Below are 14653 nucleotides of genomic sequence, written 5' to 3'. Positions count from 1 at the left end.
CAATCTCTCCATCTTCGGCTTGGCGCCCCAGAGGGCACCAGCCTCCGTGGGGAATATGGGTTGCGATAGCCCAGTCCAGTGCTGCGCGATCCGCACCGGTCTGGCCGCCGGAAACAATCTTTTCTATCACTTGAGGACTTCCATGGGACTAAGGGCCTTGCCTTAAGTAAACATTATTCTGGGATGCGAGTCGTTCTGGCCAGCAAGAAGGCTTGTCAAAATTTCTCAAAAAGGACCACTCTATCAAAAACGGAGCGCTAGCCCGAACCTTGTTCCGAAGGAAACTCTTATGCCTGGTCTACCGAAAATTCCGGAAAGCTTGACCCGTGTCCGAGTGCATTACTTTGACACGGATGCCGCCGGCGTCGTTCATAACCTTGCCTATCTGCGTTTTGTGGAAATCGCGCGGTGTGACCTGGCTGAATGCCTTGGATGGACGCTTAGGGAAATGGGAAGCGGGAGAGTCGTGCCTGTCGTTGTATGGACGGAGATCCGGTACGAAAAACCTGCCCGGCTGGGAGACGACCTCCTCATTCGTGCTCGTCTCGTCAGCTTGGAAAGAGCTTCCTTCGGGATCCAGTTGGAAATTGTTTCGGTAGAAACGGGACAGCGTCTTGCTTGGTGCCGCCAGCGACTGGCTTGTGTAGACCTTCTGCAAGGGAAGCCGGCGCGGACGCCCCAAGCTTGGCGAGAGGCTTATCCTGAGCTGCTGGGGCGACCTTTTCGCACAGGAAAGGACTCCTAAGAGCTTTTGCCCCAAAAAGGGATGGTCGATTCGTGCCGTTGCTAAAACTATAGACAACCGTTCCCCGAACCAAGGAAAATCGTCCAGGACCGCAGCCGAACAGCGCTACGGACGATTCGCGTGCCGAGGTTTCACCGGCAAAGCCCTGGTAGCGGCCAGTCCCGCGTTTTCGGGGACAGAGGCGCGGGGGGCGTCGATCGCGCCTCGACCGGGTATCCGCTGCATGTGCCGCTTCGGGTCTGTTCGGAGGCCCCGCCCAGAACGAGCATACATGCTTCGTCCGATGGCTTGCGGGTAGGGCCGAGGTGACATGACCACCGCTGCGGGTGGGCACTACCGCCTCTCGCACGAATGGGTGTGCGCAAAGAACCCATCTTCTCCGGGCGAGGGGACGATGCGGCGCCGTGGCAAAAAACCTGTGCCATGACGACGCGCGTAGTTGACCGCACCCATCACAGACGCGAGGGCCAGGTCGAATTGAATCACCTCGACTGCCGTGCGAAAAAAAAGCCGGCTTTGAGCAATTGCGATTGCCTTGGCGTAGGGGAAGGAAGAGAGCGAGCGAGTGCGAACGGGAGCCAGTGACTCAAGCTCAAGCCTTCTTCCTGCCAAGATCCCATCGTTTCGGTCACCAACACCTTACCCGATTCGGTGCAACGCCCGGGCGGATGTCCTTGCACGCACGAGCAAAAATCGCTTTGGCCTCGTGCTTGCGCTTGCCATGGAGATTCAGTCCGATCTCGCGGATGGTCGCGAGATTGCCAAAGCAGTGCGTTTCGCCCAAGGCGGGATGATCCTCGTTGATCTCGATGCCGACCCCTCCACTAAGGCGGCGTGTCACCAAAGAAAAGGGGTCCGTGTTTCGAAGCTCGCAAACGGGCGCCACGCCCTTCGGTCCCGCACGAAGAAGTAGCTCAAGCGCAAAATCCCTCTCGCTTCCGGACAAGTTTCCGACTTTTGATGGCGCGGTCACCATCGGGCCTGGCGGCGAGCGCCTGGAGTATCCTCTCCAGGCCGTAGGCGAAAGCGCACGCCCTCAAGAACCACATATCGGCGCGGGCTCCCCCATCCGTCCGGCAGCCGCAACCGCGAGCCGATAGGCTCCCGTCCGGGGATAGCATGGCTTGGCAGGATTCGTCGCCGGCGGCCTCGTCTTCGACCCGACCACACAGAACGGGCTACTACGCTCCGTCCGCCGATCCTCCTTGCGGTTCGCACGGTTGGCGTATCGGTGTTCTTCCAAGGAAAAACTCTTTGCGGGAAGAGGCGGCGGGAGCCGAAATAGAGGCCCACCCGCTCGGGACTTCTCTTCGGCCAGGAGTGCGTCAAGCCTGGTCCCTCCACAGTATGGCCAGCTGTCGCTTTTTCTCGTGCAAAACGTTCGATCCCGGCTTTTTTCCTCGATGCTTGCGGATCACCTTCTGTGCTCTCCGGATCCCCTCCTTTACTTCCTCAATGAGCTCCGGCCGCCTTTCCCCGATCAAAGCGATTTTTCCTTTGAGCTCGGGACCCGGAAGGCATGGAACTCTCGGGTGGTCAAGCCAAACCGCGGCAGAAAGGACCGCGTAAGCTTCTTGAGGGAAACGCTAGCCCGCATCTGGCAGAAAAACTCTGCTCCCGCTCGCGGGTAGAGCGCCCACAGGTGGCAGGCAACGCCCCCTGCTCGGGCGTCATCCCCAATTGCGTCTGGTAAGGAAAAAGAGGGAGCTTGCTCATGCGACCCCGGCGAGCGCCTTCTTGGCACAGTTCCGCGCGGATCTCTTGCCGTAACGCCTGGCACACAAGGAAACGATCTGGTCATCCCGCTCGGGCGCGATATGGTCGGCCATTTCACTCGGGTCCACCAGCACCACCACCACCACCATGATCGATCGACTCAGCGCGCCCAATGCTCCTTCCCGGCACTCGAAACCGAAGCGCATCAGCCGCTCGCGCTCCTCGACCAGGATGACGCAGACCTTCGGATCATAGACCTGCCCAATGAGCCCTCTCCATGGCCGTTCATTCCAGAGGCCACCTCCTTGACGGCCTTGACGATCCGCAACGGTTTGCTTGAAGGCAAACTCCGAGAACCCAAGCCAATGGTCTCTCCAAATCCGCTTTTGGATCGGCGCTCGGACGCCCGCGCGTAGAAGGCCACGCCATCGGGTGGTGCCGCCTCCGCATGCATGATTACCGTTCCGATCGGCAACTACTCTGCCGGAAGAGGCAAACGCCCCTCCTTCCGCATCCGCCAAGCGGTCTTGTAGCCAACATCCTCTCGGTTGGCCCACGCACTCAACTTCATGCGGATATACGCCATGAGGAGCCTTCTGTGTCCCTATCTTTTTCGCTTTTGGCTACCGTCTTTTTTGCTGTCTCCGTTTCTCTCAACTACCTTGTGGTTGCCAGAACGCAAACCGGCCGTAGGTCTCGGGAGCCCCTTGCCAATGGACCCCGTAAGGCCGATTCCATCGTCCCCTGCTTCCCGTTGGATCCTTTTCGTAGAAGACGAGCGAGGTGTCCGTTGGCTCTTGCGGCTGATCCTAGAAAAGGAGGCATACCATTGCGAGGAGGCAACGAATGCGCAAGAGGGGCTTCTTCAAACAGCACAGTTTCGTCCTGATCTTGTCCTTCTTGATCTTGGTTTGCCGGATCTCGATGGAATGCAACTGGTCAAACCGATTCGCGAATGGAGCCGGCTACCCATGATGATCGTGACGGTTGCGGGGCCGAGAAGAAGAAACGATTCAACCATTGGACCTTGGTGCCGATGACTATATAACGAAACCGTTTAGCGTCGGGGAACTCATAGCACGTATCCGAGCAACCCTTCGAAGAGTGACAGAACGGGAGCAAAGCCCTCTTTTGTCCTCCGGCGGCCTTATGGTCGATTTTGTCAACCGGGACGTACAGGTCCGTGGCCAAAGGATTCATCTTACCAGCACCGAATACGCCCAGTTGGCCCTCCTGGCTCGCTATCCGGGTCGTGTTCTTACTCACTCCTATCTGTTGCGCAACGTTTGGGGTCCTGCCTACGAAAAGGAAGTTCGCTACCTTAGAGTCTACATGGCCCGCCTTCGGGATAAGATCGAAGAGGATGCTGCTTGCCCCAAGCTTTCTTTTGACCGAGCCCGGCGTAGGATACCGGTTGCGGGCCGAATAAACGTTGCTATCCAGCGAGCAAGCGATTCCGTGTTGGCCGCGTGCCTCTCGGAAGATTGCGGGTTGAAAGCTCGTGATTGGGCGATCGCAGTAACAGTGGGCGGCGTAAGCACGGGGCTGGTGCAAACGAGCTATGAGGACAGGAAACAAATGGAACCATGGCACAGGGAAGGGGGGTAGTTTTGCTCATTCAGGTCGGAGGGTTTCCGAATCCCATCGAGGTTACGAATCTCGTTGGGCGGATAGGCACTGCGAAAGGTCGAGGGTGGGTCAAGGTCACAAGCAGGGGGACTAGAGGAAAGAACTTCCCTGTCCACAAGCGTTGCCGCCTGGATGCCGGGCTTTTTGCCAAACGGTGGAACTGGTTTTGGGTGTGGATCGAGTGTCTCATGGGTTTTGCAAGGTGTCCGGCTCCGGGGACATATCCACGTGGGGTTCTGCTAGCTTGCTTGTTTTATGGATAACGTCAAACGCCTTGCGGAAATGTAGCCCTAACCCCTGTGCCCACGTTTTGGATGCGCGCATGATAAAAGTAGCCTTTTCCTCAAGCGACGGTGGCCGGGGTCTCTTTGTGCTCCTTTTTTGGGTTGCTCCAGGCTGGATAACTCTTTGGTCTGGTTACCCTTATCGACTCTTTCTCGGTGGGCGTCTCTTATCACCAATCGCTTACAAAATCGCTGGCGTTTCTGGCCTTAGGCACGAAAGGCTAGGAAGAAAAAAGAGGGATGACGCGGAGCAAAGCCAAGAATGGGGAATTGGGGCCCGTTGGGGGTGACAAAAGATACTTTTTCCAAAAAACTAAGATTCGATAACAAAATACAACCTATTTTCCATTGACTCCTTTTGTGGGGAACGGTTATGTTCCAAAAACGCCACTATGGCAGTCCAAGGAAACGCGCACAATGGAGTGGATCCAGAGGTGGTGCGGTCGGTCGTTGCGCCGCTCAAGCATCTTCCCGGCGCTCTTCTACCGGTTTTAAGGGCTATTCAAGATCGCTTTGGCTACATTCCCAAGGAAGCTATCGGTCTTGTCGCTCAGGAATTAAACCTTTCGCGTGCCGAAGTGTACGGCGTGGTGACCTTTTATCACGATTTTCGTCGCCATCCTCCTGGCCGACACATTCTAAAAATTTGTCAAGCGGAGGCTTGCCAGGCTTTGGGGTGCGTGGAGCTAACGGATTATGCTAAGAGGCTTTTGGCGGTGGATTTCCATGAGACGACCCTAGATGGGTCGCTCACTCTAGAACCGGTCTATTGCCTGGGGAATTGCGCGTGCCCCCCTTCGGTGATGCTCGACGGCCGGGTGTATGGCCGGATGACCAAGGAGAGGCTGAAACATATGGTGGAGCGGTGTCAGAGTTCAACATGAAGAGAGTCTTTGTTCCTCGGGATACGACGGCTGTGGCTATGGGGGCGGATGAAGTGGCTGCTACCTTGGTTCGGGAGGCGGAGCGTCGGGGGGAAGAGATTTGCGTGGTTCGCAATGGCTCCTGGGGTCTTCTTTGGCTAGAACCTCTGGTTGAGGTAGAGGTCGGTGAAAAACGAATAGCCTATGGCCCGGTCGCTGTGGAGGATATTCCGGGGTTATGGGAAGCTGGGTTTTTGGAGGGCAAAAACCATCCGCTGTGCCGGGGTGTGACTGAGGAAATCTCCTACTTAAAGAAACAGGAGCGTCTTACATTTGCTCGGGTCGGTCGTATTGACCCCCTTTCCTGGAGCGATTATCTGGCGCACGGGGGATTGCGCGGCCTGAACAAAGCCCTGGAGATGGCGCCGGAAGAGATTGTTCGAGAGGTTTCTGACTCCGGGTTGCGGGGGCGGGGAGGAGCTGCTTTCCCGACCGGAATTAAGTGGAAAACGGTCCTGAGCACTCCCGCGGACCAAAAATACATTGTTTGCAATGCCGATGAGGGGGACTCGGGATCGTTTTCTGACCGGATGCTCATGGAGGGAGATCCCCTAACTCTGATCGAAGGGATGGTGATTGCTGGACTGGCGGTGGGTGCTACGCAGGGTTACATCTACCTGCGCTCCGAGTACCCGATAGCCAAGGAGGTGCTTGAGCAAGCCATTGCCTTGGCGTATGAGCGAGGCTGTTTGGGGCGGGATATTCTGGGGAGCGGTAGGTCATTTGATCTAGAGCTACGGATAGGAGCCGGTGCGTACATTTGTGGAGAGGAAACGTCACTTCTGGAAAGTCTCGAGGGGAAGAGGGGACTCGTCCGCTATAAACCCCCGGTTCCCGCGGTCAAGGGGCTCTTCGGTAGGCCAACGGTTGTTAACAACGTTATTACCCTGGCGTCGGTCCCGGTCATCTTGGATCGGGGAGCTTCTTTCTATCGAGATTTCGGCATGGGCCGGTCCCGGGGTACCATTCCTCTTCAGTTAGGGGGAAATGTACGGCAAGGGGGCCTGGTAGAAAAGGCTTTTGGCATTACACTCCAAGAACTTGTGCACGATTTTGGGGGAGGCACTTGGACAGGCCGCCCGGTCAAAACCGCCCAGGTGGGAGGGCCTTTGGGAGCGTACATTCCCGCATGGAAGTTTGATCTTCCTTTGGATTATGAAGCGTTGAGTGCGGCGGGTGCCCTCTTGGGACATGGCGGGGTGGTTGTCTTTGACGATTCAGTGAACATGGCGAAAATGGCGCGGTACGCTTTTGAATTTTGCGCGCTAGAGTCTTGTGGGAAGTGTACTCCGTGTCGGATCGGGTCGGTGCGGGGCAAAGAGGTTATGGAACGAATCATACAGAACGAAAACCCGGAGGCCAACCTGCGGTTGATCAAGGACTTGTGCGAAGTTATGAAACTTGCTTCGCTTTGTGCGATGGGAGGGTTAACTCCATATCCCGTCTTAAGTGCCCTGGAGTGGTTCCCGGAAGATTTTGGATTGAACCCAAAAAAGGGGGAGCGGATCGGTTGGCGAAACTAACCTTTTGGCATGGTTTAGGCTTTTTCACAAACATCGAGCTAAAAGGAGACAATCATGAGAGCCATTACAGACCTCGATTGGGGAACCCCCCCTCCAAGGGAGGTGGCAAGAAAGGTAACACTTGAAATTGATGGGATTCCCGTTGTGGTTCCCGAAGGGAGCACGATTCTTTTTGCTGCCTCGATGGCGGGGATCCGGATCCCCAAGCTTTGTGCGACAGATAGCCTAGAGCCTTTTGGATCCTGCCGCCTTTGTCTGGTCGAAGTAGAAGGCAAAAAAGGGTATCCGGCTTCCTGTACGACCCCTGTTGAGCCTGGGATGCGGGTTCGTACCTACTCTCCCAAACTGGCCGAGTTGCGGCGCGGGGTGATGGAACTGTATATCTCCGATCATCCCTTGGATTGTCTTACCTGCCCGGCCAATGGACATTGTGAGCTGCAGGATATGGCGGGGGCCGTTGGTTTGCGAGAGGTCCGTTATGGTTTTGAGGGAGCCAATCATCTTGATTTGCCTAAGGACACCTCCAACCCGTATTTCACTTTTGATCCTTCTAAGTGCATCGTCTGTAGCCGCTGCGTGCGGGCGTGCGAAGAGATTCAAGGCACCTTTGCGTTAACTCTTGAGGGGCGAGGTTTTGCCTCGCGGGTTTCTCCGTCGGAGATGGAACCTTTTCTGCAGAGCGAATGCGTTTCCTGTGGGGCTTGTGTTCAGGCGTGTCCCACGGCGACGCTCATGGAGAAGTCCATCATTAGCTACGGGCAACCAGACCGAGCGGTGGTGACCACCTGTGCGTATTGTGGGGTGGGATGTTCCTTTAAGGTGGAGTTGCGGGGGACTCAGGTGATCCGTCTGGTTCCCAATAAGGACGGCCATGCCAACCACGGCCATTCCTGCGTGAAAGGACGTTTTGCCTTTGGGTATGCGACCCATCGGGATCGGATTCTCAAGCCAATGATCCGCCAGCGAATTACGGACCCGTGGACGGAAGTGAGCTGGGAGGAAGCCATTGAGTATGCCGCTTCGGAGTTGCGCCGAATCCAGGCAACCTATGGACGGGGATCGATCGGGGCCATCTCCTCTTCTCGGTGTACGAATGAAGAGACTTATCTCATGCAAAAGTTAGTTCGGGCCGTTTTTGGAAACAACAATATCGATACATGTGCTCGGGTTTGTCATTCCCCGACGGGCTACGGGCTCAAGTTAACCCTGGGAGAGTCGGCAGGGACTCAGGCCTTTGACTCGGTCCAAAAGGCGGACGTGATTATGGTCATCGGAGCCAATCCAACGGACGGCCATCCGGTGTTTGCGTCCTGGATGAAGAGGCGATTGCGGCAGGGGGCGCGGTTAATCGTCATCGATCCTCGCCGGATTGATCTGGTGCGGAGCCCCCACATTGAGGCTACGTACCATTTGAAATTAAAGCCGGGGACCAATGTTGCCCTTCTCAATGCGCTTGCTCATGTCATTGTCACGGAGGGCCTAACAAACGAAGCCTTTGTTATGGAACGCTGCGAAAGGGAGGAATATGCGAAATGGAAAGCATTTGTCTCCCAAGCGAAATACTCTCCGGAAGCGGTGGAAGCTATCACGGGCGTTCCCGCGGAAGATATCCGAGGTGCTGCCCGCCTCTATGCCACGGGCGGCAATGCAGCCATTTACTATGGACTCGGAGTGACCGAGCATTCGCAGGGGTCGACTGCCGTGATTGCTTTGGCCAATTTGGCAATGGCTACCGGTAATATCGGGCGAGAAGGAGTGGGGGTGAACCCCTTGCGGGGACAAAATAACGTCCAGGGATCCTGTGATATGGGTTCCTTTCCCCACGAGTTGCCGGGGTACCGGCACATTTCCGACGACGCAACTCGAGCCTTGTTTGAAGCTGCGTGGGGCGTGGAACTAGATCCGGAACCTGGATTACGCATCCCCAACATGTTCGATGCCGCCTTAAGCGGGACCTTCAAGGGGCTTTATGTACAGGGAGAAGACATTGCCCAGAGCGATCCCAACGTCCAGCATGTCCATGCTGCGTTGCGTGCAATGGAATGCGTGATTGTTCAGGATCTTTTCCTCAACGAGACGGCCAAGTTCGCTCACGTCTTTTTGCCGGGTTCTTCCTTCTTGGAGAAAGATGGAACTTTTACCAACGCGGAGCGGCGGATTCAACGCGTCCGAAAGGTGATGCCTCCGTTAGCTGGCAAGGAGGATTGGCAAGTGACCGTTATGCTGGCGGAAGCGCTGGGGTATCCCATGCCCTACTCTCACCCTTCGGAGATCATGGACGAAATTGCCCGCCTTACACCCACGTTCCGTGGCGTCTCGTATGAAAAACTCGATCGGCTTGGAAGTATCCAGTGGCCCTGCAACGAAGAGGCCCCGGAAGGCACACCTACCATGCATGTGGGAACCTTTGTCCGTGGGAAGGGGAAATTTGCGTTAACCGAATATGTTCCCACAGACGAAAAGCCCAACCGCCGGTTCCCGCTTATCCTAACAACGGGAAGAATCCTTTCGCAGTACAATGTGGGTGCACAAACTCGGAGGACGTTCAACGAGATGTGGCACAAGGAGGACTGGCTGGAGATCCATCCTCATGATGCGGAGGATCGCGGCATCAAGGATGGCGACTGGGTTGAAGTCCGGAGCCGGGTGGGATCGACGGTACTCCCTGCGAAGGTTACCGACCGCGTGCAACCTGGGGTGGTCTATACAACCTTTCATCATCCGGAATGTGGAGCGAACGTGGTGACGACGGATAACTCCGATTGGGCCACCAACTGCCCGGAGTACAAGGTAACTGCCGTTCAAGTAACGCCGGTGGCACGGCCTTCTGACTGGCAGGAGAGCTATCGAGAATTTTCCCGAAGGCAGGAGGAACTTCTTCGATCGAGCACCGCTGATCCCGGTCAAAAGAAACATCCGGAGAGGCTGGTTGCTCTTCCAGGGGGCGCATAGGGGTAGGGATTGGCTGGCTGGCCTGGCCGGCTTTTTTCGGGCATAGCACCCGAGGCTTCACACCCAAGGGGAGAAAACGGTTGGTGCTGGAATCGTCGGCCGGCGCTGGGGAGTGGATTGCAGGGGCTCTTAGGCTATCCAGTGGATCTTTCGAAAGAGGAAGCTTATGGAGATTGGGAAACTGGTGAAAATGGCCAATCAGATTGCGCTTTTTTTTGAGGCTGAACCGGATGTGAATGTTGCTCGCCAGGGGGTTGCTAATCACATCAAGCGAACCTGGGAACCTAGGATGCGAGAGGCCTTGCTTCAGCACATAGAGGAAAAAGGCGGTGAAGGTTTACGTCCGCTTGTCATTGAGGCTTTCCGGCACCATAAGGAGCTTCTGAGACCCCGAAGCCGGTCATGAGCTCCTTTCTACGGGTCTTCCTAATCCACATCAGGCTCGTCGGAGTCTTCCCCCTTTGGAGGGCTAGAAGCGGCGTTTCTTAGGATTTGATGGAGAACCCGAGAAGCTAGCGCTGGCCGTCGCCCAGACAGTTCCTGGTACTCTCTTCTTGCCTCTTCTAACCGGCCCGAGGCAGCGTAGGCCATTCCCAGCACGTAGTGCGGCCATGGATTTTGAGGCCGGATCTCAAGAGCCTTTTTTGCCTGTTGGACCGCTTTATCGTACTGCCCCAAACAGTGGTAGATCCATCCTAGGGCCAGGTTTGCCTCAAAGGCTTGTGGCTGGAGAAGGACGGCCTTTTGGATCGGGGACAATGCGTCCTGAAAATATCCCTGGCGGTAGAGAGCAATTCCCTCCTGGAGGTATCCTCCGGCGAGCTGAGGATCGAGCGAAGTCGCCGTTCGTGCGGCCAACACTGCTTCCGGGTAGCGGTTTGTCCGATTATAGACTTGAGCTAGGAGCAGGTGGGCCTCGGCGTGCTGGGGGGTTATGGTCAAAACCTTCTTCAAGCATTCTTCCGCTCGAGCGAAGTCTTGAAGCAGTAACTGAGCTTGGGCCTCTTGGAATAAGGCCTGTGGGTTGTTGGGCTCCAACCGGAGGGTAACGCTGGCATGAGCCATAGCTCGCACCGGCTCGCGCAGCTGGTTGTACAGCCGAGCCAAGAAAAGATGAAGATTCGGGTCAGGTGGGGCTTTCCGGGCAACTTCTTCAACCACAAGGGCTGCATGCCGGCGATCTCCTTCCCGAAGGAGTTTTTGGGCATGCAAAAGCTCTGCAAAAAGATTCTCCGGAGAAGCGGCTGGGGATATGGATTGCGGAGCCCTTGCGAGGACTCTTTGCGAGATCTTTGCTGGAGAAGAGGGCTCTTTTTGGGACGAGACCGGAGATTGCAACGGCGAAATCGTGGCAACCGAGGGGCGTAACGGAGCCAGTTTTTGGCTCGATTCCACCGAGGGGAAAGCTTTTGTTATCGTGGTTGTTTGAGGGGTCTTCGGGATAGCCCGGGGCGGTAGGAGGGGAACTGGCTCCGATGCTACCGCTGGAGGATTAGCGGTGGAATGATTCGTGGATGTGGTTTGAACGTGGGAAACGGCACTTTCGGTTAGCGACTTATGCTGGCTTCCGACTTTTGACGGGAAGAAAAGAGGAGTCAACGGGCGAGGCGGGAAAAGCAAAAGCATGAGGAGTCCACCGACCGCGGTTTCCAAACAAACCCGCCAGCGCGGATCTCGTGCATAGAGGATTCGCGCGGTCTTAAAGAGACTGGCCTTGTCTTTTAGCTCGGCATTCATCCCCGGAAAGGCCCCTCTTGTGAAGCCGTACTTTTCTCCTAAAAACCCCAGTCCCGGTTTGCGTGTTTGAGCTCGGTCATTAACTGTTGAGCGAGTTGAGGGTCGAGCTTCTGCAGTGTTTCGCACTGCTCCCAGGCTCCTTCCCAATCCCCCGTTTTCAGGAGCGCTAATCCCAGGTTATAGTGAGCCGTTGGCCATCCCGGCCGCAACCGCAAGGCTTGGCGCGCCGCGTTTGCTGCTTCCGAATATTGCCCGAGGTTTCCCAAAATCCAGACAAGCATCTCCCAGGCCAGGGCTTCCTGTTGCCGTAGGGAAGCCACTTTCCGAGCCGGTTCTAAGGCAAGATCAAAGCGACCGGTTCCACCCCATGCCCAGGCTAATGCTGCGTGCCCGATCGGATCTTCCGGAGCGAGTTCACAGGCCTTCTGTGCTGGCTGAAGGGCTTCCCGATGACGCCCCAGCTGGTTGAGCGACCAAGCCATCGCTGCATAACCGAAAGCATCCTCCGGACGGGCGTGAACGAGCTTTTCTGCCCAAACCAGAGCCTTGTCCCATTGGCTATTTTGCAAAGCTTCCCACAGGCTTTTGAGCAGCTCCCCAGTTGCCGGCTCGCTGGGTTTTTGGTCTTCCCATCCAAACGGGGATTGTTCCTTTTTCGCACGGTTCCAGCGAAAGTTTTCTGGACGGGCAGAAGGAGGGAAGTTTTCCGTTTCTTGGTCCAAGAGGCTTTTGGGTAACCCAGGGTACCTCAGCCACGCATGCAAGTACCCCGCGGCGGAAAGGAGACTGAAAAGGACATACACCGAGGCCAAAAGCACGACCGACCATGCCAGGGGTCGAGCCAATTCTACCATGGCACCCAGAGCAACCAGGATGGCTACTCTACCTAAGAATCGGTTCAAGTTATGTACGTAAACGAAATCTCGGCTGGACATCGGACGGGCTCATGGTCCTTTCTTAGGCATTGGGGTGGGCAGTTGTTCCCGGGAAAGCCAAACTTGTGCGGCCCCATCTTCCTGGGGCATCCCAGCGCCTAAAGCCCTCAACGGATGGACACCCTCAAGCACTTGCTCCGGGAAGTTTACCCCACTGTCTTCGAAGTTCGATGTAAGACGTTTCCACCGCTTGGCCGGTTCCATTAACCCCAGGGAACGGCTAGCCCACACAGGCAAAGCGTACCAGACAAAAACGTTTCGGAACATGCGTGCCTCACCCGCGAGGCTCTTCCAATCACAAAAAAGCCCGAAGTTTCTTTGAGCCCAGCAAATTGTTCGCTTGTAGAACTTCGCTTTTTCCCAAAAAAAATCAAGGCAAAATCAGACACTTCTCAAACCGCGCCAGGACAAACCCGGAAGGCCAACCGGCCCACTCTTTGGCCGGCACGGCGAGACTCGAAAGCCCCTAGGCGCCACGTCCGAGGAAAAGCGGCCAGCGCCAGAAGCCTGTAGTTCCCTTTCCTTGTGCGGTGTGGAGAAAAGCGTGCATTCCCCAGTAGGAAGGTAGTTGTCCCACCCCGGTGGTTACGGGTCAAGCTGGAAGCGCTCGGAGGGGCTACTGGTGGGAAGGCCTGTGGATGGAGCCTCTTCACGAAAAGGCTTGGAAAGCGGGATGGGTCCGGTAAGCAGGCTCTAACGAAAGGGAATGCTTGAACAATGCCCTGAAAACACGCAATGGAGAGAGCCCTAGCTTGTGCTCAAAAAGCGAAGGTCGAAGTTTGCTTGGTAAAAAGAGCTATACACCCACTGGAGAGAGGAGCCCGGGTACTGGGGGAGGGGACGCATACAAAGGACGATGCGCGAACACACGAGACCCCTTTACTGGCAAGGTTGGGCTAGACTCAAACGATCTGCCCGAAGCCCTGTGAGGGATTGGAGCGGAGCCGGATGGGAGTCGGCTAGATCCCCAGAGTACCGTTTGAGTTCAAAGAAAGGTCTAAGGAGAAAAGGGGCCTAGAGTTCTGGAGGAAAAACGTCGGAAGGAGCGAAAGGCATGGGAGAGTGATCCAGAGCTTAGAACCTCCAGCTGGCTTGGCACGTCCGGGGGACGTTCCAGGAGAAAGAGAAGGCGGGTTGGAAAATCTCTTGTGGGCATCATTCTGCCTCGACGTTGCCCGAAGACCTCAGTGCGGGAAATCCCCACGTTCGGTAGGATCAAGCTCGGATTCCAAACGGACGATAGGGAAAGATACCAGGTCTGCCGCCATAACGGAAAGGGGCGGATCCGGCTAGGGCTCTCCTAAATCGGACCGCGTCCGTTGGCGCGACTCCACCGCTCCCTTCCTTGGCTTACGCCAAGACAATTGCAACGCAGAAATCGGCTTTTTTTTTCATACCCGGGTTGACGTAGTCAAAGTTGGGCGGTGCTATCATTCCGTGATCGGCAGGATCCAGTATGTGCGCCGTCATGGCATGAGTGCTCACCAGGGCGCCGCCTCGCGGCTGGGTCTGAGAGGATTGGGCCTATTCTGACAGGCCGACCGCGCGGGAGGCCGGCGTACCCGTCAGCAGTGGACAAATGAAGCTCACTTTCGTCCTACCTGCAAGGAATCAGGGAAAACACCTATGGTCGTTCTGGTCGGATGTTCGGCCGAGGCTTGTAACGGCGCATACCCGGTCGGGAAACAATCGACCGCCTCCCGTGTTTCTTCTTATGGAAGCGCGGCCATTGCCCGCTAGCCGCGTTTTACTTGCGAAATCGCGGCACGTAAGCCGCCGGCACCATGGTTCGGTTGGCGTGTTGGATGGTCTAGCCATGTAGGGAGTGATTGCCCGTGGTTTGAGGAAGGGCTTTCTAACGATTCCCCACCAACCAAAGGAGTGAGCGTCTGCCCCGGGGTGTTGTCTTGTTGTTGCCCTTGCAGGAGTATATGATGGGGAAACGGAAAGGGAGCTCTATTTTGTCCACATTTGCTCAAGGATGCCCCCTAAGTTCGTTCGGGGCCGGATGTCACTGGCTTTTGATTGATCAAAAAACCGTAAAGCTTCCGAAGCTAGGGTGGAAAGAATCTGCGAGTGAAGTCGCAGAGGCTTTAGGGCAGAGCGCAGAGATGGTTAAGCTTCCCCATGTTGCCAACGTCAAGCGTCTTTATGACCGCCCTAGGCGAAGCCGCGGTCTCACCAATCCAGGCGATCTTTCGACTTGCGT

Annotated in this window: 14 protein-coding genes; 7 read left to right on the top strand and 7 right to left on the bottom strand. The window is 56.2% G+C overall.

Annotated features, from left to right (window positions below):
• On the bottom strand, nucleotides 1-130 hold a 130-nt coding region (locus KK925_RS06905), incomplete at its 3' end, for a putative molybdenum carrier protein (RefSeq protein ID WP_236027880.1).
• 159 nt (nucleotides 131-289) lie between these two features.
• Between KK925_RS06905 and KK925_RS06900 the strand changes: the two genes are divergently transcribed.
• Nucleotides 290-745: an acyl-CoA thioesterase gene (locus KK925_RS06900; protein ID WP_174583368.1), complete on the top strand. Its 456-nt coding sequence runs from the start codon at nucleotides 290-292 to the stop codon at nucleotides 743-745.
• Between the two features lie 333 nt (nucleotides 746-1078).
• On the opposite strand, the gene KK925_RS06895 is transcribed toward KK925_RS06900, so the two are convergent.
• From KK925_RS06895 to KK925_RS06880, 4 genes are all read right to left on the bottom strand, one after another.
• The gene (locus KK925_RS06895; RefSeq protein ID WP_174583367.1) at nucleotides 1079-1357 is read right to left on the bottom strand and encodes a hypothetical protein; all 279 of its coding nucleotides are present in this window, start codon (nucleotides 1355-1357) and stop codon (nucleotides 1079-1081) included.
• A 16-nt stretch (nucleotides 1358-1373) separates the two neighbouring features.
• Nucleotides 1374-1691, bottom strand: a complete 318-nt coding sequence (locus KK925_RS06890; protein ID WP_174583366.1) for a hypothetical protein — start codon at nucleotides 1689-1691, stop codon at nucleotides 1374-1376.
• Nucleotides 1692-2070: 379 nt separating this feature from the next.
• Entirely contained in the window at nucleotides 2071-2229 is a 159-nt protein-coding gene (locus tag KK925_RS06885; RefSeq protein ID WP_174583364.1) for a hypothetical protein, read from the bottom strand.
• A gap of 228 nt (nucleotides 2230-2457) precedes the next feature.
• Nucleotides 2458-2982 (bottom strand): hypothetical protein, encoded by a 525-nt coding sequence (locus KK925_RS06880; RefSeq protein WP_214096371.1) that lies wholly within the window; start codon nucleotides 2980-2982, stop codon nucleotides 2458-2460.
• 192 nt (nucleotides 2983-3174) lie between these two features.
• Here KK925_RS06880 and KK925_RS06875 point away from each other — a divergent pair, with 192 nt between their 5' ends.
• The 6 genes from KK925_RS06875 to KK925_RS06850 all read left to right on the top strand — a co-directional run bounded on the left by KK925_RS06875 (nucleotide 3175) and on the right by KK925_RS06850 (nucleotide 10178).
• Entirely contained in the window at nucleotides 3175-3501 is a 327-nt protein-coding gene (locus KK925_RS06875) for a response regulator (RefSeq protein ID WP_214096370.1), read from the top strand.
• On the top strand, nucleotides 3482-4069 hold the full coding sequence (locus KK925_RS06870; protein WP_214096369.1) for a winged helix-turn-helix domain-containing protein: 588 nt from the start codon (nucleotides 3482-3484) through the stop codon (nucleotides 4067-4069). Before KK925_RS06875 ends, KK925_RS06870 begins: the two co-directional genes overlap by 20 nt.
• Before the next feature lie 697 nt (nucleotides 4070-4766).
• Nucleotides 4767-5258, top strand: a complete 492-nt coding sequence (locus KK925_RS06865) for a formate dehydrogenase subunit gamma (RefSeq protein ID WP_174583362.1) — start codon at nucleotides 4767-4769, stop codon at nucleotides 5256-5258.
• Nucleotides 5255-6820: a formate dehydrogenase beta subunit gene (locus KK925_RS06860; protein WP_174583369.1), complete on the top strand. Its 1566-nt coding sequence runs from the start codon at nucleotides 5255-5257 to the stop codon at nucleotides 6818-6820. The genes KK925_RS06865 and KK925_RS06860 overlap by 4 nt, the downstream gene beginning before the upstream one ends.
• Nucleotides 6821-6874: 54 nt before the next feature.
• Complete coding sequence (gene fdhF / locus KK925_RS06855) at nucleotides 6875-9772, top strand: formate dehydrogenase subunit alpha (protein ID WP_174583361.1); 2898 nt, start codon at nucleotides 6875-6877, stop codon at nucleotides 9770-9772.
• 166 nt (nucleotides 9773-9938) lie between these two features.
• The gene (locus KK925_RS06850; RefSeq protein WP_174583360.1) at nucleotides 9939-10178 is read left to right on the top strand and encodes a formate dehydrogenase subunit delta; all 240 of its coding nucleotides are present in this window, start codon (nucleotides 9939-9941) and stop codon (nucleotides 10176-10178) included.
• Nucleotides 10179-10198: 20 nt separating this feature from the next.
• On the opposite strand, the gene KK925_RS06845 is transcribed toward KK925_RS06850, so the two are convergent.
• Both KK925_RS06845 and KK925_RS06840 read right to left on the bottom strand, forming a co-directional pair.
• On the bottom strand, nucleotides 10199-11167 hold the full coding sequence (locus KK925_RS06845) for a tetratricopeptide repeat protein (RefSeq protein WP_174583359.1): 969 nt from the start codon (nucleotides 11165-11167) through the stop codon (nucleotides 10199-10201).
• A gap of 380 nt (nucleotides 11168-11547) precedes the next feature.
• On the bottom strand, nucleotides 11548-12411 hold the full coding sequence (locus KK925_RS06840; RefSeq protein WP_174583358.1) for a tetratricopeptide repeat protein: 864 nt from the start codon (nucleotides 12409-12411) through the stop codon (nucleotides 11548-11550).
• Nucleotides 12412-14653: the final 2242 nt, after the last annotated feature.

This window comes from Candidatus Methylacidithermus pantelleriae, from assembly GCF_905250085.1.
GTDB lineage: Bacteria > Verrucomicrobiota > Verrucomicrobiia > Methylacidiphilales > Methylacidiphilaceae > Methylacidithermus > Methylacidithermus pantelleriae.
The sequence above is the reverse complement of the archived record's forward strand: the minus strand, read 5'-3'. Positions and strand labels throughout refer to the sequence as shown.

Coding starts and splice junctions, on each gene's coding strand:
- KK925_RS06865 (WP_174583362.1), top strand. CDS start 4,767: ATGGCAGTCCAAGGAAACGCGCACAATGGAGTGGATCCAGAGGTGGTG.
- fdhF (WP_174583361.1), top strand. CDS start 6,875: ATGAGAGCCATTACAGACCTCGATTGGGGAACCCCCCCTCCAAGGGAG.
- KK925_RS06900 (WP_174583368.1), top strand. CDS start 290: ATGCCTGGTCTACCGAAAATTCCGGAAAGCTTGACCCGTGTCCGAGTG.
- KK925_RS06850 (WP_174583360.1), top strand. CDS start 9,939: ATGGAGATTGGGAAACTGGTGAAAATGGCCAATCAGATTGCGCTTTTT.
- KK925_RS06875 (WP_214096370.1), top strand. CDS start 3,175: ATGGACCCCGTAAGGCCGATTCCATCGTCCCCTGCTTCCCGTTGGATC.
- KK925_RS06860 (WP_174583369.1), top strand. CDS start 5,255: ATGAAGAGAGTCTTTGTTCCTCGGGATACGACGGCTGTGGCTATGGGG.